General features: G+C 66.1%; 20 protein-coding genes. 15 read left to right on the plus strand and 5 right to left on the minus strand.

The genetic code is table 11. The annotated features are described in order from the left end of the window. Positions 1-23: 23 nt before the first annotated feature. Genes HPA01S_RS09380 through HPA01S_RS09425 form a run of 10 tightly spaced genes read left to right on the plus strand, consistent with a single transcriptional unit; the run spans position 24 to position 10,686 of the window. Positions 24-1,166 (plus strand): N-acetyl sugar amidotransferase, encoded by a 1,143-nt coding sequence (locus tag HPA01S_RS09380; RefSeq protein ID WP_066269216.1) that lies wholly within the window; start codon positions 24-26, stop codon positions 1,164-1,166. Further along, positions 1,163-1,777 (plus strand): imidazole glycerol phosphate synthase subunit HisH, encoded by a 615-nt coding sequence (gene hisH, locus HPA01S_RS09385; protein WP_066269220.1) that lies wholly within the window; start codon positions 1,163-1,165, stop codon positions 1,775-1,777. Before HPA01S_RS09380 ends, hisH begins: the two co-directional genes overlap by 4 nt. 9 nt (positions 1,778-1,786) lie before the next feature. Continuing rightward, the gene (locus tag HPA01S_RS09390; RefSeq protein WP_066269222.1) at positions 1,787-2,572 is read left to right on the plus strand and encodes an AglZ/HisF2 family acetamidino modification protein; all 786 of its coding nucleotides are present in this window, start codon (positions 1,787-1,789) and stop codon (positions 2,570-2,572) included. 27 nt (positions 2,573-2,599) lie between these two features. Next, positions 2,600-3,643, plus strand: coding sequence for a polysaccharide biosynthesis protein (locus HPA01S_RS09395; RefSeq protein ID WP_066269378.1), 1,044 nt, complete (start codon positions 2,600-2,602; stop codon positions 3,641-3,643). Positions 3,644-3,650: 7 nt separating this feature from the next. Continuing rightward, complete coding sequence (gene wbjC, locus HPA01S_RS09400; RefSeq protein ID WP_066269226.1) at positions 3,651-4,781, plus strand: UDP-2-acetamido-2,6-beta-L-arabino-hexul-4-ose reductase; 1,131 nt, start codon at positions 3,651-3,653, stop codon at positions 4,779-4,781. 10 nt (positions 4,782-4,791) lie between these two features. Beyond that, positions 4,792-5,922: a non-hydrolyzing UDP-N-acetylglucosamine 2-epimerase gene (gene wecB / locus HPA01S_RS09405; protein ID WP_066269228.1), complete on the plus strand. Its 1,131-nt coding sequence runs from the start codon at positions 4,792-4,794 to the stop codon at positions 5,920-5,922. Positions 5,923-5,935: 13 nt separating this feature from the next. Next, a complete protein-coding gene (locus tag HPA01S_RS09410) occupies positions 5,936-7,174 on the plus strand; it encodes a glycosyltransferase family 4 protein (protein ID WP_066269230.1) in 1,239 nt (412 codons plus the stop codon). Further along, the gene (locus tag HPA01S_RS09415; RefSeq protein WP_066269231.1) at positions 7,171-8,124 is read left to right on the plus strand and encodes a UDP-glucose 4-epimerase family protein; all 954 of its coding nucleotides are present in this window, start codon (positions 7,171-7,173) and stop codon (positions 8,122-8,124) included. The genes HPA01S_RS09410 and HPA01S_RS09415 overlap by 4 nt, the downstream gene beginning before the upstream one ends. Then, on the plus strand, positions 8,121-8,681 hold the full coding sequence (locus tag HPA01S_RS09420; protein WP_066269232.1) for a sugar transferase: 561 nt from the start codon (positions 8,121-8,123) through the stop codon (positions 8,679-8,681). The genes HPA01S_RS09415 and HPA01S_RS09420 overlap by 4 nt, the downstream gene beginning before the upstream one ends. A 55-nt stretch (positions 8,682-8,736) precedes the next feature. Then, positions 8,737-10,686, plus strand: a complete 1,950-nt coding sequence (locus HPA01S_RS09425) for a polysaccharide biosynthesis protein (RefSeq protein WP_245638608.1) — start codon at positions 8,737-8,739, stop codon at positions 10,684-10,686. A 264-nt stretch (positions 10,687-10,950) separates the two neighbouring features. Here the strand turns inward: HPA01S_RS09425 and HPA01S_RS09430 are convergent, their stop codons facing one another. The 3 genes from HPA01S_RS09430 to HPA01S_RS09440 form a co-directional block, all read right to left on the minus strand. Beyond that, entirely contained in the window at positions 10,951-12,237 is a 1,287-nt protein-coding gene (locus tag HPA01S_RS09430; protein ID WP_066269234.1) for a HAMP domain-containing sensor histidine kinase, read from the minus strand. A 28-nt stretch (positions 12,238-12,265) separates the two neighbouring features. Then, entirely contained in the window at positions 12,266-12,988 is a 723-nt protein-coding gene (locus tag HPA01S_RS09435) for a response regulator transcription factor (RefSeq protein WP_066269236.1), read from the minus strand. Between the two features lie 101 nt (positions 12,989-13,089). Further along, positions 13,090-14,514, minus strand: a complete 1,425-nt coding sequence (locus tag HPA01S_RS09440) for an AmpG family muropeptide MFS transporter (protein ID WP_066269239.1) — start codon at positions 14,512-14,514, stop codon at positions 13,090-13,092. 70 nt (positions 14,515-14,584) lie between these two features. On the opposite strand from HPA01S_RS09440, the gene HPA01S_RS09445 reads away from it, so the two are divergent. Then, a complete protein-coding gene (locus HPA01S_RS09445) occupies positions 14,585-15,454 on the plus strand; it encodes a M48 family metallopeptidase (RefSeq protein ID WP_066269240.1) in 870 nt (289 codons plus the stop codon). A 231-nt stretch (positions 15,455-15,685) separates the two neighbouring features. Beyond that, the gene (locus tag HPA01S_RS09450; protein ID WP_084360581.1) at positions 15,686-17,854 is read left to right on the plus strand and encodes a TonB-dependent receptor domain-containing protein; all 2,169 of its coding nucleotides are present in this window, start codon (positions 15,686-15,688) and stop codon (positions 17,852-17,854) included. Between the two features lie 49 nt (positions 17,855-17,903). Here the strand turns inward: HPA01S_RS09450 and HPA01S_RS09455 are convergent, their stop codons facing one another. Together HPA01S_RS09455 and HPA01S_RS09460 are read right to left on the minus strand one after the other, a co-directional pair. Next, positions 17,904-18,542, minus strand: coding sequence for an MBL fold metallo-hydrolase (locus HPA01S_RS09455; protein WP_066269241.1), 639 nt, complete (start codon positions 18,540-18,542; stop codon positions 17,904-17,906). 78 nt (positions 18,543-18,620) lie between these two features. Next, positions 18,621-18,842, minus strand: coding sequence for a DUF4287 domain-containing protein (locus HPA01S_RS09460; RefSeq protein ID WP_066269242.1), 222 nt, complete (start codon positions 18,840-18,842; stop codon positions 18,621-18,623). A gap of 351 nt (positions 18,843-19,193) precedes the next feature. Here HPA01S_RS09460 and HPA01S_RS09465 point away from each other — a divergent pair, with 351 nt between their 5' ends. From HPA01S_RS09465 to HPA01S_RS09475, 3 genes are all read left to right on the plus strand, one after another. Then, the gene (locus tag HPA01S_RS09465) at positions 19,194-21,359 is read left to right on the plus strand and encodes a putative bifunctional diguanylate cyclase/phosphodiesterase (protein WP_066269245.1); all 2,166 of its coding nucleotides are present in this window, start codon (positions 19,194-19,196) and stop codon (positions 21,357-21,359) included. Positions 21,360-21,632: 273 nt separating this feature from the next. Further along, positions 21,633-22,253 (plus strand): cytochrome b/b6 domain-containing protein, encoded by a 621-nt coding sequence (locus tag HPA01S_RS09470; protein WP_066269247.1) that lies wholly within the window; start codon positions 21,633-21,635, stop codon positions 22,251-22,253. After that, positions 22,250-23,041 carry a molybdopterin-dependent oxidoreductase gene (locus HPA01S_RS09475; protein WP_066269249.1) on the plus strand — a complete coding sequence of 264 codons (792 nt, stop codon included), beginning with the start codon at positions 22,250-22,252 and terminating at the stop codon, positions 23,039-23,041. Before HPA01S_RS09470 ends, HPA01S_RS09475 begins: the two co-directional genes overlap by 4 nt. The last annotated feature ends 83 nt before the right edge of the window (positions 23,042-23,124 follow it).

The raw sequence follows: 23,124 nt of genomic DNA on the forward strand, positions 1-23,124 counted from the left end.
TTTAATATTGACTTGAATCGCACATGACCTATCTGAACTATCAGATCTGCAGCCATTGCATCATGGACACCTCCGATCCGAACATCACGTTCGACGGGCGAGGCCGCTGCGATTACTGCGGCAATTTCAACGCAACGATCCAACCCAACTGGGACACCGATGCCGGCGGCGAGCAAACATTGGCGCAACTGGCTGAGCGCATCAAGGCCGACGGCCAAGGCAAGGACTTCGACTGCATCATTGGCCTCTCCGGGGGCTTGGACAGTTCCTACGCCGCTTACATAGCCAAAGAGAAAATGGGGCTGCGCCCATTGCTGTTCCACGTCGACGCCGGCTGGAACACCGATCAGGCTGTGGGCAACATTGAAAAGCTGGTCGATGGTCTCGGGCTGGAGCTCTTCACCGAGGTCATCAACTGGGAGGAAATGAAGGACCTGCAGACTGCCTTCCTGCGCTCGGGCATCCCCGATCAGGACCTGCCGCAGGACGGCGCATTTTTCTCCGGCCTGTACAAGTTCGCGCGTCAGTACAAGGTCAAACACATCATTACGGGGTCCAACTTCTCCACAGAATGCTGTCGCGAGCCTGAAGAGTGGGGAGGCTATCTGGGCATCGACACCACCCTCTTCAACGACATTCACCGACAGTTCGGCCAACGGCCGCTGGAGTCTTTCCCGCTCACCGACATCCTGGTCTACAAGCTGTATTACCAGAAGATCCTGGGCATGAAGGTGCACCATCCGCTCAACCTCGTGCCCTACGTGAAGAAGGATGCCGAGGACGAGTTGAACCAGCGCTTCGGCTGGCAGCGTTTCCAGCACAAGCACCACGAGTCGCGCTTCACGCGCTTCTACGAAGACTACTGGCTGCCGCGCCGCTTCGGCTTCCACAAGCGGCGCGCCCATTTCTCCAGTCTCATCATGACGGGCCAGATGACCCGCGAGGCGGCCCTGGAGCGCATCGCGTCGCCCGAGATGGACGAGCACTTCCTCAAGCAGGAGTTCGAGTACGTCGCCCACAAGCTGGACCTCACCGTCGACGAGCTGCAGCAGATCTTCGAAGGACCGAAGAAGACCTACCGCGACTACCGGAACAAACGCTGGTTGATCGGCCTGGGCACCACGGTGCTGCGCACACTCGGGCTGGAGAAAAGGCACTTCCGATGATCCGCATCGTCGACTACGGCGTGGGCAACATCCAGGCCTTCCTGAACATGTTCAAGCGCCTGGGCTTGCCCGCCGAGCGGGCCAAGGTGCCGGCGGAACTGGCGGACGCAACACGCTTGATCCTGCCCGGCGTGGGTTCGTTCGATCACGCGATGACCTTGCTCAACCAGTCGGGCTTGCGCGAGCCCCTGGAGGCGCGCGTGCAAGGCGAGCGGGTGCCGGTGCTGGGCGTGTGTGTGGGCATGCAGATGCTCGCCAGCGGATCGGACGAAGGCGAGATGCGGGGCCTGAACTGGATCCCAGGCCGCGTGCGCGCCTTTGCCCAGACACCCGCGTCCGCCGACCTGCCGCAGCCGCACATGGGCTGGAACGATCTGCAGGTGCGGCCCGACAGCCCGTTGTTCGCAGGCTTCGAACCGCAACCGCGCTTCTACTTCCTTCACTCGTACTACTTCGACTGCGAAGACCGCGCCCACGTGGCCGCTTCGGCAACCTATGGCCTGAGCTTCGATTGCGTGGTATCGGCCGGTCACATCCACGGCGTGCAGTGCCACCCCGAAAAGAGCCACCATTTCGGCGCCCAGCTGCTGAAGAACTTCGCCACGAACTGACGACCGACCATGCTGCGCCCCCGAATCATTCCCTGCCTGCTCGTGCACAACGGCGGCCTGGTCAAGACCGTCGGCTTCAAGACACCGAAGTACGTTGGTGATCCGATCAATGCCGTCAAGATCTTCAACGAGAAGGAAGCCGACGAGCTCGTGGTGCTGGACATCGACGCCAGCGTGAAAGGCGTGGAGCCCAACTACGGGCTGATCGCCAAGCTGGCCGCCGAATGCCGGATGCCTCTGTGTTACGGCGGCGGCATCACGTCGGCACAACAGGCCGCCCGCATCATCGACCTGGGCGTGGAAAAGGTCTCCGTGAGTGCGGCCGCCGTGGCGCGCCCCGGGCTGCTCGGTGAAATGGCGGCCGCGATCGGGCGTCAGAGCGTGGTGGCGGTGATCGACGTGCGCAAGAAGTCCGGCCTGTTCGCCAGCGGCCACGAGGTGTGCACGCACAATGCGACACGCACCCATTCACAAGACCCGGTGCAACTGGCGCAGCAGCTGGAAGCTGCCGGCGCGGGCGAGATCGTGCTCAACGCGGTCGATCGCGACGGCACCTTGAAGGGTTACGACCTGGACCTGGCCCACCGCCTGCGCTCGGCCCTGAAGGTGCCACTCACCGTGCTGGGCGGTGCCGGTTCGCTGGAGCACATGGGCGCGCTCATCCAGCGTTGCGGCATCGTCGGCGCCGCGGCTGGCAGCCTGTTCGTCTTCAAGGGTCAGTACCGTGCGGTGCTGATCAATTACCCCACCCCTCAGCAAAAGGATGCGCTGTTCGCAGCGGCGCTGCCTCGATAACGCATGACGACCACAACGATGAAGAGCATGTTCAAGGACAAGACCCTCCTGATCACAGGCGGCACCGGTTCGTTCGGCAATGCCGTGCTCAAACGCTTCCTCGATTCGGACATCGGCGAGATCCGGATCTTCAGCCGCGACGAAAAGAAGCAGGACGACCAGCGCAAGCGCTACGCCCACCCCAAGCTGCGCTTCTACATCGGCGACGTGCGCGAGCGCAACGGCCTGGACCAAGCCATGCGCGGTGTCGACTTCGTGTTCCATGCCGCGGCGCTCAAGCAGGTTCCATCCTGCGAGTTCCACCCCATGCAGGCGGTGCTCACCAACGTGATGGGCACCGAGAACGTGCTCGGCGCGGCGGTCGCCGCCGGCGTGCAGCGGGTCATCTGCCTGAGCACTGACAAGGCGGTCTATCCGATCAACGCGATGGGCATCAGCAAGGCGATGATGGAAAAGGTGATGGTGGCCGCCAGCCGCAACCTGGAAGGCACCGGCACCGTGATCTGCGGCACGCGTTATGGCAACGTGATGGCGTCGCGCGGCTCGGTGATTCCGCTGTTCGTCGACCAGGTCCGCAATGGCGCGCCGATCACTGTGACCGACCCGGCCATGACGCGCTTCATGATGACATTGGCGGACGCGGTGGATCTTGTGCTCTACGCCTTCGAGCATGGCCACAACGGTGACATCTTCGTGCAGAAGGCGCCCGCGGCCACGGTTGAGGTGCTCACACGTGCCGTGCTGGAACTGCTCGGCCAGCCAGATCACCCGGTGCGTGTGATGGGCAGCCGCCATGGCGAAAAGCTCTACGAGGCCTTGCTCAGCCGCGAGGAAATGGCCTCTGCGCAAGACCTGGGCGACTACTACCGTGTCGCACCCGACGGGCGTGATCTCAACTATGAGAAGTACGTCGACGAAGGCGAGGAGCGGCTCACCCAGGCACTGCACAAGGACGAGTACCACTCGCACAACACCGAGCAGCTCGACGTGCCGGGCATGAAGGCCCTGCTGCTCAAGCTGGACTTCATGCAGCGCATCGTCCGTGGCGAGGCCGCGGTGGCCGAGGAGTGAGGTGCACATGAGAAAAGTCCTGATCACCGGCGCGCAAGGCTTCATCGGCAAGAACCTGGCACTGCACCTGTCCGAGCGGCGCGACATCGAAGTCGTGCCCTTCACCCGCGACACACCGGTCGACGCGCTACCGGCGCTGCTGGAAGGCGTGGACACGGTGTTTCACCTCGCCGGCGTCAACCGCCCGCAGGATCCGCAGGAATTCACCACGGGCAATGCCGATCTGACGCGCGCGCTCTGCGCGGCACTGCAAGCGCGTGCCACCCGGGGCTTGCCCGCGCCCAGCGTGCTCTACACCTCCTCCACGCAGGCGGCCAACGACAACCCCTATGGCCGCAGCAAGCAAGCGGCAGAACAGGCGTTGTTCGATCTGCAGCGCAGCCATGGTGTGCCGGTGCACGTGTTCCGGCTGCCCAACGTGTTCGGCAAGTGGTGCAGGCCCAACTACAACTCGGCGGTGGCGACCTTCTGCCACAACACCACGCGCGGCCTGCCCATCCAGGTGAACGACCCCGCCGCGCCACTCACGCTGGTGTATGTAGACGACGTCATTGCACGCTTCCTGCAACTGATGGACGGCGCCGTGGCCTCGGTCGATGCCTTGGGCTTTGCCACGCTCACGCCGCAATACACCACCACGGTGGGCAACGTCGCCCGGCAGATCCAGGGGTTTCGTGCCAGCCGCGACACGCAGGTGATCGACCGCGTGGGCACCGGCTTCACGCGGGCGCTGTATTCCACCTATGTGAGCTACCTGCCACCCGAGGACTTCGCATACGCGCTGACCCGACACGGCGATGCGCGCGGCGTGTTTGTCGAAATGCTCAAGACGCCCGACTGCGGACAGTTCTCGTTCTTCACCGCGCACGCCGGCATCACACGCGGCGGGCACTACCACCACACCAAGACCGAGAAGTTCCTGGTGATCCAGGGCCAGGCCTGCTTCCGCTTCCGCCACATGCTCACCGGCGAAACGCACGAGCTGCACACCCACGCCGATCGCCCGCAGGTGGTGGAGACCGTGCCGGGCTGGACGCACGACATCACCAATACCGGCACACAGGAGATGGTGGTCATGCTCTGGGCCAACGAAATCTTTGACCGCGAGCGGCCCGACACCTATGCCTGCCCCGTCTGAAGGAACACCCTTGAAAAAACTGAAGGTCATGACGGTCGTCGGCACACGGCCCGAAATCATCCGGCTCTCGCGCGTGATGGCGCGCCTGGACGAGCACTGCGAGCACGTGCTGGTTCACACCGGCCAGAACTACGACTACGAACTCAATCAGATCTTCTTTGACGACCTGAGCATCCGCAAGCCCGACCATTTCCTCAACGCCGCGGGTGGCAGCGCCGCCGAGACCATCGGCAAGATCATCGCCGCCATGGATGGCGTGCTGCTGCAGGAGCAGCCCGAGGCGCTGCTGGTGCTGGGCGACACGAACAGTTGCCTCTCGGTCATCCCCGCCAAGCGGCGCAAGATCCCGATCTTCCACATGGAGGCCGGCAACCGCTGCTTCGACATGCGCGTGCCCGAGGAGATCAACCGCCGCATCGTCGATCACACGGCCGACATCAACCTCACCTACAGCAGCATCGCCCGCGAGTACCTGCTGCGCGAAGGCCTGCCGCCGGACATGGTGATCAAGACCGGCAGCCCGATGGCCGAGGTGCTCGCCCACTACCGGTCACGCATCGACGCTTCGCAGGTGCTCACCACGCTGGGTCTGGAAAAAGACCGCTTCTTCGTCGTCAGCGCGCACCGCGAAGAAAACATCGACTCGGACGCGCAGTTCCTCAAGCTGGTGGACGTTCTGAACCAGGTGGCCGAGCAGCACGGTCTGCCGGTCATCGTGTCCACGCACCCACGCACCCAGAAGCGCGTGGACAGCAAGGCCATCACGTTCCATCCGCTGGTGCGGCTGCTCAAGCCGCTGGGCTTCACCGACTACAACCAGCTGCAAATCCAGGCGCGGGCCGTGTTGTCCGACAGTGGAACGATCAATGAAGAGTCGTCGATCCTGAACTTTCCCGCGCTCAACCTGCGCGAGGCGCACGAGCGACCGGAGGGCATGGAAGAGGCCGCGGTGATGATGGTCGGCCTGGACACCGAGCGGGTGCTGCAAGGCCTCGCAATCCTCGCATCGCAACCGCGCGGCGAAGAGCGCCTGTTGCGCCAGGTGGCCGACTACAGCATGCCCAATGTGTCGGACAAGGTCGTGCGCATCGTTCACAGCTACACGGACTACGTCAACCGCGTGGTCTGGAAGAAAAGCTGACCCGGGGCGTCCCTTGCGAATCCTGGTGGTCAGCCAATATTTTTGGCCCGAAAACTTCCGCATCAACGATCTCGTCCAGGAGTGGACGAAGCGTGGACACACGGTCACCGTGTTGACGGGCAAGCCGAACTATCCGGCGGGCACGGTGTTTCCTGCATTCCGTGACAACCCTGCGCAATTCAGCACGTACCACGGCGCACGCATCGTGCGCGTGCCCATGCTGGCCCGTGCCCAGGGCTCACTCCGGCTGATGCTGAACTACCTCAGCTACGTGGTGGGCGCTTGCCTTTCCGGCCCCTGGCGGTTGCGCGGCGAGTCGTTTGACGCCGTGTTCGTGTTTGAACCTTCTCCCATCACGGTGGGCCTGCCGGCCATTTTGATGGGCCGGCTGAAACGCGCTCCCGTGGTGTTCTGGGTGTTGGACCTCTGGCCCGAGACGCTGGCCGCCATTGGCGTGGTGCGTTCGCCGCGGCTGCTGGGCCTGGTGGGACGCCTGGTCTCGTTCATCTACAACCGCTGCACGCTGGTGCTGGGCCAGTCCCGCGGTTTCCAGGCAAGCATCGCCCAGTACTGTGCCGACCCCGACAAGATCCGTTATTTTCCCAGCTGGTCGGAGCCGGTGTTCGCACAGGCAGATGTCGTGCCGGCCCCTGAGGTGCCATCCTTGCCCGGCGTGTTCAGCGTGCTGTTTGCCGGCAACATCGGCGAAGCACAAGACCTGCCCGCCGTGCTGGAAGCCGCCATGCGGCTCAAGAACAACCCTGGCGTGCGCTGGCTCATCGTCGGCGACGGACGCAAGTCGGATTGGCTGCAAGAGGAAGTGCGCCGTCGTGGACTGGAGGAACGCGTGCTCCTGCTCGGCCGACATCCGGTCGAGCGCATGCCGTCGTTCTATGCCCAGGCCGATGCACTGCTCGTGTCACTGAAAAAGGACCCTGTGTTCAGTTTGACCATCCCCGGCAAGGTGCAAAGTTACCTGCAATCCGGCATCCCCTTGCTCGGCATGCTGGATGGCGAGGGTGCCCAGGTGATTCGCTCGGCCGAGGCCGGCCTGGTGTGCAATGCGGGCGATTCGGCGGGCCTTGCCGACGCCGTCCTCGCCCTGTCATCACTGTCGCCAGACCAGCGCGCGGCCATGGGCCGCAAGGGCCGTGATTACGCGCACCGCGAGTTTGATCGCGACATGCTGATGGAGCGGCTGGAGCAGCTCCTGGCAGAAGCGGTGCACATGAAGGAAAGGTCCGTGTCATGAGCACGCTACTCGTCACCGGTGCCAATGGCTTCGTGGGTGCAGCCGTGTGCCGGCATGCATTGACCACCGGCCGTGCGGTGCGTGGCGCCGTGCGCACCGCCGGCTCGACCGGCCAAGGCGTGGAGGCTGCGCTCGTCGCGGCAATGGATGGGCAAACGGACTGGACGGACGCACTCAGCGGTTGCGACAGTGTCGTTCACACCGCGGCCCGTGTGCATGTCATGAACGAGTCGTCAGCCGATCCCCTGAGCGAATTCCGCCGCATCAATGTGGAAGGCACACTGAACCTGGCGCGCCAGGCAGCAGCGGCCGGCGTGCGGCGCTTCGTCTTCGTGAGTTCGGTGAAGGTCAACGGCGAGGGTACCGAGCCACAACAGCCGTACCGTGCCAGCGACACGCCCGCACCCAAAGACGCGTACGGCACATCCAAGGCGGAGGCCGAACAAGGCCTGCACCGGATCGCCGCCGAAACCGGCCTGGAGGTTGCCATCGTCCGCCCGCCGCTGGTCTATGGCCCCGGCGTGAAAGCCAACTTCGCCAGTCTCATGCGCGCTGTGCGTCGCGGCATGCCCCTGCCCCTGGGTGCGGTCACGCGCAATCGCCGCAGCCTGGTCGCGCTGGACAATCTGGCCGACCTGCTGCTCACCTGCGTCGACCACCCCGCAGCGGCCCACCAGGCCTTCATGGTCAGCGACGGAGAAGACCTGTCCACCGCCGCGCTGATCCAGCGCATCGGCCAGTCCATGGGCAAGCCTGCGCGCCTGCTGGCAGTGCCTCCGTTCATGCTGCAGCTGGGCGCCACCGCGCTGGGCAAAAGCGATGTGGCGCAAAGGCTGCTGGGCAACCTGCAGGTTGACATCCAACACACCCGCCAGACCCTGGGCTGGACACCGCCAATCGGCGTGGACGAAGGCCTGCGTCGCACGGCAATGGGACTCTCGGCACCATGAAACGCCTCTTCGACCTCCTGCTCGCCCTCTGCGCCGGCGCCATCCTGCTGCTGCCCGTGCTGCTCGTGGCGCTGGCCGTGCGCCTCACCTCCAAAGGCCCTGCGCTCTACTGGTCCGACCGCGTCGGCCGCCACAACCGCATCTTCCGCATGCCCAAGTTCCGCAGCATGCGCATCGACACACCCGCCGTCGCCACCCACCTGCTGACCGATCCCGGCAAGTACCTGACGCCGATCGGCCCCTTTCTGCGCAAAAGCAGCCTGGACGAACTGCCGCAACTCTGGAGCATCCTGCGTGGCGACATGAGCTTCGTCGGCCCACGCCCTGCGCTGTTCAACCAGGACGACCTGATCGCCCTGCGCACCCAGCGAGGCGTCGACGAGCTGGTGCCCGGGCTCACCGGCTGGGCGCAGGTCAACGGCCGTGACGAGTTGCCGATTCCGCAAAAGGTGGCGCTGGATGCAGAATATCTGCAGCGCCAGAGTCTGTGGTTCGACATGCGCATCCTCTGGATGACGTTTGTCAAAGTGCTGCGCCGTGACGGCGTGACCCATTAAAAAAATGACCAGCAACAGGGATACCGGCGGTCCTACCGCCACCACACTTCTGCTCATGCCACGCATGGTCAAGCGCCTGCTCGCCATTGCGGTCGACATCGCGCTGTGTGCCCTGTCCGTCTGGCTGGCCCTGTGCCTGCGGCTGGAGCATTGGGTGGACCTGACCCCGGCGCACATGCTGGCCGTCATGGGCTCGGTGCTGATCGCGCTGCCGCTGTTCATCCGCTTCGGCCTGTACCGCGCCATCTTCCGCTACGCCGGCTGGAACGCGATGCTCAGCCTGGCGCAGGCCATGGTGCTGTACACGCTCTTCTTCGGCACCGTGTTCACCGTCATCAGCGTGCCGGGTGTGCCGCGCACCGTGGGCGTGATCCAGCCGCTGCTGCTGCTGGTCTTCGTCGGTTTCAGCCGGGTGATGGTGCGTTACTGGCTGGGTGGCCTGTACCGCACCATGCTGCGGCGCGAGCACCTGCCGGGCTTGCTGATCTACGGCGGCGGTGTGGCCGGGCGGCAACTCGCCGCGGCGCTGTCGCGCGGCAGCGAACACCGCCTGCTGGGTTTTCTGGACGACGACGTGCAGCTGCATGGCAATACCCTGGACGGGCGCACCGTGTACGACCCGGCCGAGCTGGCCGAACTCATCCCCGATCTCGGTGTCACCGACGTGCTGCTGGCGCTGCCCTCGGTCACCCGCGAACGGCGTCTGCACGTCCTCGACACACTGCGCCACCACCCGGTGCATGTGCGCACCCTGCCCGGCATGTCCGATCTGGCCGCCGGCCGCGTCACGCTCAGCGACGTGCAGGAACTCGACATCGAAGATCTGCTGGGCCGTGACCCGGTCCGGCCCAACACCGAATTGCTCAACCACCTGATCCGCGACAAGGTGGTGGCGATCACCGGCGCCGGTGGCAGTATCGGCAGCGAGCTGTGCCGGCAGATCGTGGCCTGCCAGCCGCGTGCCATGCTGCTGGTGGAAAACAGCGAGTTCGCGCTGTACCAGATCCACCGCGAGCTCGAAACCCTGCTGAGCGCCAGGGGCGAGGGGCTGGAGATGGACAGTCTCCTCGAATGCAGCGCCCCCTCCGTGCAACTGGTGCCGCTGCTGGCCTCGGTGCAGGACGAGGAGCGCATGACGCAGATCATGCAGGCCTGGCGGCCGCAGACGGTGTACCACGCCGCCGCCTACAAACACGTGCCCCTGGTGGAGCACAACCCGGTGCAAGGCCTGCGCAACAACGCCTGGGGCACCTGGGTGTGCGCGCAGGCGGCGCAGGCCGCGGGTGCGTCGCATTTTGTGCTGATCAGCACCGACAAGGCCGTGCGCCCCACCAACGTCATGGGTGCGAGCAAGCGCCTGGCCGAGATGGTGTTGCAGGCCCTGGCGGCCGATCCCGCCCACCAGGGAACCACCTTCGCCATGGTGCGTTTTGGCAATGTGCTGGGCTCCAGCGGTTCGGTCGTGCCGCTGTTCCGCGAGCAGATCCGCAACGGCGGCCCGATCACCCTGACCCACCCGGACATCACACGCTACTTCATGACCATTCCGGAAGCGGCCCAGCTGGTGATCCAGGCCGGTGCCATGGCCGAAGGCGGGGACGTGTTCGTGCTCGACATGGGTGAACCGGTGCGCATCATCGACCTGGCGCAACGCATGGTCGAGCTCTCGGGCCTGCAGGTCAAGGACGAACAGAACCCGACTGGCGACATCGAGATCCAGATCACCGGCCTGCGCCCGGGCGAAAAGCTGTACGAAGAACTGCTGATCGGAGACAACCCGCAGCCCACGCAACACCCGCGCATCATGAAAGCGCAGGAGGACATGCTGCCCTGGAGCGAAATGCAGCGCCTGCTGACCGCGCTGAACGAGGCCATGGGCCGCAACGACGTGATCGCCGTGCGTGCGCTGTTGCAGGTGTGTGTGCAGGGTTACCAGCCGGCGGGCGATGTGGTCGACTGGCTGCACTCGCTGCCCGGCAACACGCTCGAAACCACCACCGCCTGAGCGCATCGGGCAGCGCGCAGCAGGCAAAAAAAGAGCCACCTTGCGGTGGCTGTTGAAAGTCCTTGAAGGGACGTCGTTGGGAGACCCGTTTCAAACAACGAGTGTTTGAGTGTGTGTTCGCCGACTTGCTTGTTCTGTTGTGGTGACAGCAACGAAACGAATTGTGCGCTGCCGCATGGATTCGGAACATCCCCAATTTGGGGGATTGTTCTCAAAACTGCCTCTGTCCCGGCAGCGCCAACGTGGGTAAAGGCACCAAACGCCTCAGGATGTGGCTTCGGTCGCCGGCAGGTCCACCACAAAGCGCGCGCCACCGCCCTCACGGTCTTCGCAGCGCACCGTGCCACCGTGCCGCTCGACGATGGTCTTGACCAGCGACAGGCCCAGGCCCACACCGCCCTCGCGCTCACTCGCGCCGGGCAAGCGGTAAAACGGCTCGAAGATGCGCTGGCGCAGCGGCGGCGGCACACCGGGCCCGTGGTCTTCCACCCACAGCACCACCCTGCGGCCGGCGACGCGCCCACGCTGTTGCAAAGTCGCATCGGGCGTCAGGATGCTCAAGCGCACCTCGGCCCCATCCGCCACACCGTCCGCCGCGGTGCCGTAGCGCCGGGCGTTTTCCAGCAGGTTGCGCAGCACGCGGCGCAGCAGGCGCGCCTGACCGTGCACCAGCGCCGGCGTGGCGCCGGGATGGATGTCCAGATCGGCGCCGGTGCGGGCACATTCCTCGGCCGCCAGGCCCACCATGTCGACCTCTTCGGTCGAGCCCAGCGCGGAGGCGTCGCGCGCGTCGATCAGGTCGAGCCGGCTCGCCAGCAGGATCTCGTCGATCAGTTGATCCAGCTCGTCGATGCTGCGCGCGATTTCGGCACGCTGCGGTGCGCTCGGGCTGCCGTTGCCCAGCAACTCCAGCCCCATGCGGATGCGCGCCAGCGGCGAGCGCAGTTCGTGCGAGGCGTTGGCCAGCAAGGCCTTGTGGGATTGCAGCAGTGTCTGCACGCGTTCGGCCGCGGCATTGAAACGGGTGGCGAGAAACGCCACCTCGTCCTGACCGGTCATTGGCAAGCGCGTGGACAGATCGCCGTCGCCCCAACGCTCCACACCCTTTTGCAGCGCCTCCAGGCGTTTGGTCAGGCGCCGCACGATGGGGTAAGCGCCGAGTGCCACCGCCAGCGCCACCAGGCCGAGCAACCAGGCGAAGCCGGTCGGTGTCTGGAACCAATCGGGCGCGCGCCGCCCCGGGTTGCCACTGCCGGCCGGCCGGTTCGGGCGCGGCAGCAACACGTAGAGGGTCTGCCCGTCCTTCATCACGACCTCGAACTCCCAACCTTCACCGGGAATGCTGACCGCGCGCGCCGGCGCTTCGCCCACGATCTGCCGTGTGCCGTCGCGCACGATGATCGTGCGCGTCACCCGCGCCTCGCGTTCGGCCCGGTCTTCGTCGAGCGCCTGCTGCCACAGCCAGCCGGTCACCAGCGTGAGCACGGTGACCGCGGCCACCACCGCCAGCCAGATGCGCACATACAGACGGGAGCCGAACAGACTGCTCATGGCGAGGGCTGGCGTAGGGCGGCCGACATCAGTCCTGCTGCTTGGCGAACACGTAACCCACGCCGCGCACCGTCAGGATGCGTTTGGGGTCCTTGCTGTCGGCTTCGATGGCATTGCGGATGCGGCCGATGTGCACGTCGATCGAACGGTCAAAAGCCTCCAGCTCGCGCCCGCGCACCGCCTCCATGATCTGGTCGCGCGTGAGCACGCGCCCGGCGCGCTCGGCCATCGCCACCAGCAGATCAAACTGGTAGGAGGTGAGGTCGCACAGTTGCTCTCCGACGCGCACGGTGCGCGCATCGCGGTCGATGTCGAGCGAGCCGAAGCGCAGCACCGGCGTGCTGCGCGCCACGCTGCTGCCACCCGAGGCGCCGTCGCCGCGGCGGCGCAGCACGGCACGCACGCGTGCCAGCAATTCGCGCGGCTCGAAGGGCTTGGGCAGGTAGTCGTCGGCGCCGAGCTCCAGGCCGATGATGCGGTCCATGGGGTCGCCCTTGGCGGTGAGCATGAGCACCGGCACGCGCGCGCCTTCGCCAGGCAGGGCGCGGATGCGGCGGCACACTTCGAGGCCGTCGATGCCGGGCATCATCAGATCCAGGATGACCAGTTGCGGCTGCAGCAGCTGGAACTGTTCCAGCCCGGCTTCGCCGTCGCTGGCGTGGGTGACCTCGAAGCCCGACTGGCCCAGGTACTCCACCACCATCTGGGCGAGGCGGCCATCGTCTTCAATCATCAGCAGGCGAGGGTTCATGGTTTTCAGTGTAGCGGCGGGCGGCCCAGGCCCGCATCGTGGCAGGGGCGTGTGAAGTGCGTGGCCCGGCCACGTAAAGCCATGTAAACGCAGGCCGTCGTTCAGGCCTTGTGGTCCACGGGCGCCAGGCGCATGGCGAGCCAGATCAGCACCAGCACCGGCAAGCCCAGGCAGGCAGTGGCGACGAAGAAGGTGGGGTAGCCGTACGCGTCGACAAAGGCACCCGAATACCCCGCCAGCCATTTCGGCGCCAGCAGCATCATGGAGCTGAACAGCGCGTACTGCGTGGCCGAATAGCGGATGTTGGTGAGGCCCGAAAGGTAGGCGATGAAAGCCGCAGAGGCCACGCCCGCGCTCAGGTTGTCGGCCGAGATCACCAGCATCAGCGCACGCACGTCGTGGCCGTGCCCGGCCAGCCAGGCGAACAGCAGGTTGCTGGCCGCAGACAGCACCGCGCCCAGCATCAGCACGCGCATGACCCCCAGCCGCAGCGACAGCGCGCCGCCGATGAAGGCGCCCACCAGGGTCATGATGACGCCGAACACTTTCGTCACGGCGGCCACCTCGTCCTTGGTGTAGCCCATGTCCACATAGAAGGGGTTGGCCATGATGCCCATCACCACGTCGCTGATGCGGTAGACGCCGATCAGCGCCAGGATCAGCAGCGCCTGTTTGCCATAACGCTGCAGAAAGTCGGCGAAGGGCTCGATCAGCGCGCCGCGCAGCCACTCGGCCAGGCTCTTCGCGGCCGGCATGGCCAGGCGCGCGGGCTCGCGCGAGAACAGCACGGTGAGCACCCCCACCAGCATGCTGGCCGCCATCACCAGGTAGGCCGTGGTCCAGGCCGCCTGCTGGTACAGCACGCCGGGCGCAGCCGCCGCGCCGGCCAGGGCCGCCGTGGCGGCGGGCGGTGCCACTTCGGCACGGGCTGCGATCCACAACACGCCGGCACCGGCCCAGATCATCGCCAGCCGGTAACCGGTCTGGTAGGTGGCGGCCAGCGCGCCCTGGTGGCGCACGTCGGCCGATTCGATGCGGAAGGCGTCGAGCGCAATGTCCTGTGTCGCCGAGGCAAAGGCCACAGCCAGGGCGCACCACACCACCAGGTTGAGGTTGCTGCGTGGATCGGCCAGCGCCATGCCCACCAGCGAAGCCATGATGAGCACCTGCGACAGCAGCAGCCAGCTGCGCCGACGCCCCAGCCAGCGGGTGAGCAGCGGGATTGGCAAACGGTCCACCAGCGGCGCCCAGCACCACTTGAAACCGTAGGCCAGCCCAACCCAGCTCAGGTAACCGATGGTGGTGCGGTCCAGCCCGGCCTCACGCAAACGAAAGCTCAGCGTGCCCAGCACCAGCAGCAGCGGCAGGCCGGCCGAAAAACCCAACGCGAACATGCGCAGGCTGGCCGGCTCCAGATAAACACGCAGCGTCTCGCCCCAGCTGGGCCGTGCCGCCGTGTCGGTGGCGGCAGCGCTGCCGGAAACCTCTGAAGGTGTGGTCTTCGGCAGATCGGAAGGGGATGCCATGAACGAGAAAAAATAGGGGCGCCTACAGCGCGAACGGGCACAAGCACCCGGCTTTGTCTATTATTCACGCATGTGCCTGCTCTGCGACCTGAAGACCTCCGCCCCCGACGCGCCACCCCGCCCCGAACACGTGTGGTCGGCACGGCGCGCCTTCGTGCTTGCGGGCACCGCGGCGGCGGCCAGTGCAGCGCTGCCGGCGGCTGCCCAGGTCAACGTGGGCGAAGGTTCTTCGCTGCGCAAGCTGGTGCCGGCGGGTGAACTGGAGAACGCGGCCAACCAGCAATACGGCCAGATGATGGCCGAGGCCAGCGCCAAGAAGGTGCTGATGCCGGCCAGCCACCCGCAAGTGCAGCGCCTGCGCGGCATCGCGCAGCGCATCATTCCGCATTCGGCGCAGTGGAACTCGCGCGCCACGCAGTGGAAGTGGGAAGTCAACCTGATCCAGAGCGAGCAGATCAATGCCTTCTGCATGCCGGGCGGCAAGATCGCCTTCTTCACCGGCATCCTGGAAAAGCTCGGCCTCAACGACGACGAGACCGCGATGATCATGGGCCACGAAATGGCGCACGCCCTGCGCGAGCACGCGCGCTCGCGGGTCGCCAAGAGCAATGCCACCGGCATCGGCCTGTCGATCGCGGCCCAGTTGCTCGGCCTGGGCCAGCTCGGTGACGTGGCGGCCAACCTGGGCACGCAGCTGCTCACGCTCAAGTTCAGCCGCGAAGACGAGACCGAAGCCGACCTGGTGGGCCTGGAGCTGGCCGCCCGCTCGGGTTACCAGCCACGCGCCAGCGTGAGCCTGTGGCAGAAGATGAGCGCCAACAGCGGCGGCTCGGGCGCCAGCTTCCTCTCCACCCACCCCAGTGGCCCCAACCGTATCCGCGAGCTGGAAGCCAACGTGCCCAAGGTGCAGGGCCTGTACGAACGCGCCCGCAAGGGCTGACGGCCCGCCGCCCGCCGCAGCGGGCCAGCTCCCTCCCCTGACAGCCATTCCGGCCTACCGGCCTGCCGGCGGGTGGCGTTTGCACGCCACGCATGCGCGTGATCGCACCACCATCAGATGCGAATGATTTGCATTTGATGCGATCCGCTGCTAGCATCGTCCAACCCCAGCGCCACCGCCCCGGCGGCACCAGACTCCCCTCTCACAACGGCCACTTCGGGCCGCCCCAACATGTCACCACTGCCCTGCACCGCGTCCAGCGCGCGGCTCCGTTTCATCGCCCGCGACCGCCTCGGCCGTGGCCTGCCGACACCGTTTGCGCCCCTGACCCGCCTGAGCGCCGCCCTGGCCTCCACCGGACTGGCCACCGTGCTGGCCACGCCGGCGCTGGCGCAGCAAGCACCCGCCAGCGAAGAGACAACGCTCAACACCGTGGTGGTCACGGCCAGTGGGCGCGAGCAGGCGGTGCGCGAAGCGCCGGCGAGCATTTCCGTCATCACGCGCGAAGAGCTCGACGCCCAGCCGCACGCGACGCTGAACGATGTGGTGCGCAAGCTCGAAGGCGTGAGCGTGGTCGGCGGCAACCCCAACGAGAACGACATCTCCATCCGCGGCATGCCCGGCGAGTACACGCTGATCCTGGTTGACGGCAAGCGCCAGAACACGCGCGAAACCATGAACCGCGGCACCGGCGGCGTGCAGTCCAACCTGATCCCGCCACTGGAGGCGATCGAACGCATCGAGGTCGTGCGCGGCCCGATGTCCTCGCTCTACGGTGCCGACGCCATGGGCGGCGTCATCAACATCATCACGCGCAAGGTGCCCCAGCGCTGGAGCGGTTCGCTCACGGTGGGTGGCGTCTGGCAGCAGGAGAACAACCAGGGCAACACCGCGCTGGGCGAGTTCTGGGTCGGCGGGCCGATCAAGGACGAGGTGCTCGGCCTGCAGATCTACGGCAAGACGCGCGAACGGCGCGAGGACGATTTCTACAACGCCGCCAACGCAACCGCCGGCGCCTACGGCCAGAACGACGACAGCCTCACCGTCAAGCTCAGCGCCAGGCCCGCGGCCAACCAGGACGTGGCGCTCGAGTTCGGCCGGGAACGCCTGCAGTACCGCACCACGCCCGGCCTCACCAGCGCCGACACAGTGCCGGCCACCGCCGTGCTGCGCACCCGGCACGAACGCGAGCACTGGGGCATCACGCACAACGGACGCTGGGACTTCGGCAGCTCCACGGTGTCGCTCTACGGCGAGACCGGCGAGCAGACCCAGACGCGCGCCAACGGCCCCAACCCGGTGGTGCCCAAGCTCAGCAACACCGTGCTCGACGGCGTGCTCAACCTGCCGCTGGGCAACAGCCTGCTCAAGCTGGGTGGGCAGTACAGCCAGAACCGGCTCAGCGGCGTGGCCAACCAGGACGCTGCGCCCGGCGGTTACGCGCCCAACGCCAACCGCATCCAGCTGACCTCCTGGGCGCTGTTCGCAGAAAACGAGTTCTTCTTCAACGACGCCTTCACACTCACCACCGGCGTGCGCCTGGACGACGACGAGCGCTACGGCCGCGAATGGACACCGCGTGTGTACGGCGTCTACAAACTCGACCCGGCGTGGACGCTGCGCGGCGGCGTGGCCAAGGGCTTCAAGCCGCCCACCATCCGACAAAGCACGGCCGGCTACTGCATGACCACCGGCGGTGTCGCCGGTGCGGTGCCCGGCACCCTGTGCGGCAGCAGCGACCTGAAACCCGAGACCAGCACCACGCAGGAACTCGGCCTGCGTTTCGACCGCGACGGCCGTTACGCCAGCTTCACGCTGTTCAACAACGCCTTCAAGAACAAGGTCGCGAGCTACGACACCGGTGTGGCCGACCCGCGCTCACCGGGCCGCAACATCTACACCTACGACAACATCGACCGCGTGACCCTGCGTGGCCTCGAAGTCGGCGCCGGCTTGCCGCTGGCGCGTGCCTGGAAGCTCAGCGGCAGCTACACCTTCACCGACTCCAAACGCAAGGGCGGCGGTGAGCCGGCCTTCGACGGCAGCTCGCTGGAAGGCCGGCCACTCGACAAATCGCCGCGCCACAAGCTGAGCGCGCAACTGGACTGGGACCCGTCCGACCAGCTCGGCCTGTTCGTGGGCGCGACCTATACCGGCAAGGAGTACTGGGCTGCGTTCCGCAACAGCGCCGCGCGCACGCGCGAACGCAGCGCGTCCACCACCTTCGACGTCGGCGGCCACTACCGGCTGCGGTCCAACCTGCTGCTGAAGTTCGCGCTGCTCAACGTCACCAACAAGATGGTGCCGGTGGACCTGCGCGGCCGCACCAGCGGCCTGGACGGCAACTGGATGCTGGACGAAGGCCGGCGCCTCTCGCTCAGCCTCAACGCCACGTTCTGAGCCCCAAGCGCCAGCGCTGCACGCCCTCGCCTCGGGAGGCCTTGCAGCCTCAGGTGCCGCGCACGTAGGGATTGCTCTGCCGCTCGCGGCCAAACGTGCTCTCCGGCCCATGGCCGGGAATGAACACCGTGTCGTCCCCCATGGGCCACAGCCGCTGGGTGATGCTGTCGAGCAGTTGCTGGTGGTTGCCCTGCGGAAAGTCGGTGCGGCCGATGCCGCCGGCAAACAGCACGTCGCCCACAAAGGCGCGCTTGGCCTCGGCCGAATGGAACACCACATGGCCCGGCGTGTGGCCCGGGCAATGCCGCACGTTCAGCGTGCTCTGTCCGATCTGCACCGTGTCGCCATCGGCCAGCCAGCGTGTGGGCGTGAAGACCTCGGCAGGTGGAAAGCCGAACATCGCACTCTGCTGCGGCAGGCCGGTGATCCAGAACTGGTCGCCCGGGTGCGGGCCGATGATGGGCAGGTTCTGCTGCCGCGCAAGCTCGGCCGTGCCGCCGGCGTGGTCGATGTGCGCATGGGTCAGCCAGATGGCCTTGAGCTTCAGTCCCAGGCGCTGCACTTCGGCCAGCAGCACGTCGAGCTCCCCACCCGGATCGATCACCGCGGCATCCAGGGTCTGATCACACCAGACCAGCGAGCAGTTCTGTGCAAAGGCGGTAACGGGAACGGTTTGGTATTGCAGCATGGCGGTACGGAATGGGGGGGTATGCCGATCGTAACCAGGGCGCTGCGGCCCAACGGCTGTCTGTTGAAGGCCGGCGCTTTACGGTTGCTGCGGCTTGCAGGCCAGCAACCAGGCGGCCAGTGTGCCGGCGTGACCATGTCCCGGTGGGTGCTTGGTTTTCAGCTGGCTCACCAGCGCCATGTGCCTGAGCGGAGCGGCTTGTTCCCGCACATGCATCCAATGGGCAATGGACTTGCCATATTTCACCTTGATCGACGAGAAGCAGGAAGCGGGACCCTTGACCCGTTCGTGGGCAGGCATTTCGGGCCTGCTGGCCTTTGGGTTTTACAGGAAGGTACGGGGGCAGCGCCTCGGGCGAACCACCTTGGCGAAGGTGCGAACCGCTCGCCAGGAGGCGGCCATTCCTGGCCTTCTCGGCACGCACAGAAACGTGCGCCACACGCCTCAAGATCGCGCACGGCGCGTCGATACCCGTGTGTACGGCGCGCGCGGCCACCTGCCCCCGGGGAATTCGCCGCCTGTCCCGCTTCCCGCCCATTTCTTCTCCTCCAGGACGACCCCCGCAGACTCTCGCGACTTGCGCACCCGAGGCCCGCGTGGCAGCTGGGGTGATGACGCTCGAAGACGCCTTCTCGCCTCCCTGTTCTTGCCATGACCGTCTTCCTGCCTTCCAGCCACGACCCCTACGTGGTGGCCGCCTCTTTCGCCATTGCCATGCTGGCGTCCTATGTCACGCTGGACCTGGCACGACGCGTGCGAACCGCGCAGCGCCGGGTGGGCCTGGCATGGTGGGCGGCAGGCTCCATCGTCATGGGCACCGGCATCTGGTCGATGCACTTTCTGGGCATGCAGGCCTTCAAGCTGCCGATTGCCATCGGCTTTGCCGGTGGACTGACGCTGTTGTCCTGGCTTGCGGCGGTCGGCGCGTCGGGTGTCGCGCTGGAGCTGGCCAGCCGCCAGGCGTTTGGCCGCCGGCCCCTCGCGCTGGGCGCTCTGGCCATGGGCGCGGGCATCAGCGGCATGCACTACATCGGCATGGCCGCGCTGGACATGGCGCCCGGCATCGTGTGGGACTACGGCATCGTGGCGCTGTCCGTCCTGATTGCGGTGCTCGCGTCTGCCACGGCACTGCTCATCTTCCAGTTGCTGCGCCGGGTGCAACCCGGTCAGCGTCGGGCCTATCAGCTGGCGGCATCGCTTGTGATGGCCATCGCCATCTGCGGCATGCACTACACCGGCATGGCGGCGGCCAGCTTCGCGGTGGGGTCGGTCTGCATGAGCGCAGGGGAGCTGGGCGGCTCGGGCCTCACGGCACTGGTGCTCGTGGCCACCGGCATGCTGCTGGTGAGCACGCTGTTGACCTCCATCCTGGACGCACGGCTGCAGAGCACCGCGCAGCAGCTCACACGCTCGCTGAAAGAGAGCAATGTGCGCCTGCAGGCCGCCAACGACGAGTTGCAGCAACGCGCCTTCACCGACGCCCTCACCGGCCTGCCCAATCGCCGGCTGTTCGAAGACCGACTCATCCAGGTCCTGTTGCGACTGGGGCGCGTGAACCCGTTGCACGCTCAAGAGCGCCTGGCGGTGCTGTTCGTGGACCTGGACGGTTTCAAACTCATCAATGACTCGTATGGCCATGCGACGGGCGACCTGATCCTGTGTGGCGCGGCAGATCGCCTGCAACAGCAAATACGCGATGGCGACACGGCCGCACGCGTTGGCGGGGACGAATTCCTGATCCTGCTGGAAGACGTGTCCGATGTGGCCGACTGCATCGCCACGGCCCACCGGATACTGGCTGCGCTGTCGCAACCGTTCGAGGTGTCGGGCAGGCAGTTGCAGATCACCTGCTCCATCGGCATCGTGGTCCACCCCGATCAGGGTGAGCGCACCAAGCTGGTCGCCAATGCCGATGCGGCCATGTACGCCGCCAAGCGCGCTGGCGGGGGGTGCTACACACTGTTCGAGCCTCACATGGACTCGAACGCATCCGAGCAACTGGCACTGCAATACGACCTGCGCCATGCTTTGGAACGAGGCGAATTGACGCTGCACTACCAGCCCAAAATCGACGGCCGCCGAGGTCAGATCAGCGGCGTGGAAGCGCTCCTGCGCTGGAACCATCCCAAGCATGGCATGGTGAGCCCGGCCGTGTTCATCGCGCTGGCGGAGCGCTTCGGCCTCATCGGGCGCCTGGGCAACTGGGTCATCAACGAAGCCTGCCGCCAGGTCAGCGAGTGGGCGAAAAGCGGTGTGCGCATGCGCGTGGCGGTCAACATCTCGGCACACCAGTTGCGCGAGAGCAACCTGGTGGAGCGCATCCAGCATGCATTGCACAGCAACAAGCTCCACGCTTCCCAACTGCTGTGCGAAATCACCGAAACGGTGGCCATGGAAGACGTCAAGGCCACTCAGCGCACCTTTGATGGGCTGTCGCGCATCGGTGTGTTTCTGTCCATCGACGACTTCGGCACGGGTTACTCCAGCCTGAACTATCTGCGCCAACTGCCCGCGCAGCAGCTCAAGATCGACCGCAGCTTCGTGAAGGACCTGGAGCACAGCGAAGACGCGCGCGCTGTGGTGGTGGCGGTCGTGAGCCTGGCGCATGCGTTGGGCTTGCGTGTGGTGGCCGAAGGTGTCGAAACGGCGGGCCAGCGCGACATCCTGCTCGCCATGCGATGCGATGAGCTGCAAGGCTACTTCTTCGCCCGCCCGATGTCGGCAGATGCGCTGCTGGCCTGGGCGAAGGGCAACAAGCCGAAAGGGGCCGCAGACTTCACGCCCTCGATTTTCGGCATGCCGCGGACCGAACTGTGAACGGCGCGGCGCCATTCCCTACTGGTTCCTGATCCTGGGCCTGGCCTGGCTGGTCTACGCCTGGCCGCCGCTGGCGACCTGGCTGCCGTCCCACATCTGAACTGGGCGCACAACACCGGTACGGACGCCTCCCGGTGGCAGCCTGCCGCCGAAACCCCAGCACCGTCCGTCGCCCCAAGCATTTAAAGAGCCGCCCGCTGTAACCGGGCGCGCCGCTGCGCCGAACTTCCCTCGCGACCCGGATGGTCTGGGTCGCGTGGTCAGGGAGTTCTCATGCACGGTGCTGCGGCTTTGCGTCCGATCCATCCCTTGTGGATGCGCGTCAGCCATTGGCTCAATGCCTTCGCGGTGTTGGTCCTGATCACGAGCGGCTGGCGCATCTACAACGCTGCGCCCTTCTTCGCCTTCAGCTTCCCGGCCGGCATCACGCTGGGTGGCTGGCTCGCGGGTGCCCTGCAATGGCACTTCGCGGCGATGTGGCTGCTGGTGGGCAATGGCCTGTTCTACCTGGCCATGAACGTGTTCACCGGGCGGCTGGCGCGCAAGTTCTTACCGCTGTCACCGCGGGCGGTCTTCCACGATGCGCTGGCGGCCCTGCGCGGCCGGTTGTCGCACGCCGATCCGCACCACTACAACGCCGTGCAGCGCCTGGCCTATCTGTTCGTGATGGTCGACCTGCTGTTCATCGTGCTGTCGGGCCTGGTGCTGTGGAAGTCGGTGCAGTTCCCGGTGCTGCGTGAACTGCTGGGCGGCTACGAGTTTTCCCGCCGCATCCACTTCGTCGGCATGGCGCTGCTGGTGAGCTTCATGGCCGTGCATCTGGTGATGGTGGCGCTGGTGCCACGCAGCTTGCTGAGCATGTTGAGCGCCCAGGGCAAGGAGACCACCGCATGAGCCTGTTCAAACGCCGCCCACTGCCCCTGGTTGATGCCGATGCGGCCCTGCTCGATGCCCGCAAGCTGCTCGAGAAACGCATGGCCCCGGCCGCGCGGCGGCACTTCTTGCGCAGCTCGTTGACGCTGGGTGGCTTGTCCCTGTTGAGCGGTTGCAGCATCAGCAGCAACGAAGACGTCGAAGCCGTGCTCAACCGCATCTCGCGTTTCAACGACCGGGCCCAGGCCTGGCTGTTCGATCCGAACCGGCTGGCGCCCACCTACAGCAGCGCCGAGATCACCCACCCATTCCCCTTCAACGCCTATTACGGCGAAGACGAGGTGCGGGTGGTACCGGAAGCCGGCTACCGCCTGGAGGTCTCCGGCCTCGTGGCCGACCGGCACCGCTGGACGCTGGACGAGTTGCGCGCGATGCCGCAGCAGGAGCAGATCACCCGGCACATCTGCGTGGAAGGCTGGAGCGCCATCGGCCGCTGGGGCGGTGTGCCCTTCGGCGATTTCCTGCGCCGCGTCGGCGCGGACCTGAGCGCGAAATACGTCGGCTTCCAGTGTGCCGACGACTACTTCACCAGCATCGACATGGCCACCGCGCTGCACCCGCAGACGCAGCTCACGCTGCGCTTCGACGGCGAGCCCCTGCCTCCGAAATACGGCTTCCCGATGAAGCTGCGCATGCCCACCAAGCTGGGCTACAAGAACCCGAAACACATCGTGGCGATGTTCGTCACCAACACCTATCCGGGTGGCTACTGGGAAGACCAGGGCTACAACTGGTTCGGCGGAAGTTGAGCAGCTTCCGCTGCCCGGCACCGCCCATGCCGCGACCGTGCCCATTCCGGAACACGGCGCATTTTCTCTCGACCTGCTGAAGG

This window comes from Hydrogenophaga palleronii NBRC 102513 (assembly GCF_001571225.1).
Lineage (GTDB): Bacteria > Pseudomonadota > Gammaproteobacteria > Burkholderiales > Burkholderiaceae_C > Hydrogenophaga > Hydrogenophaga palleronii.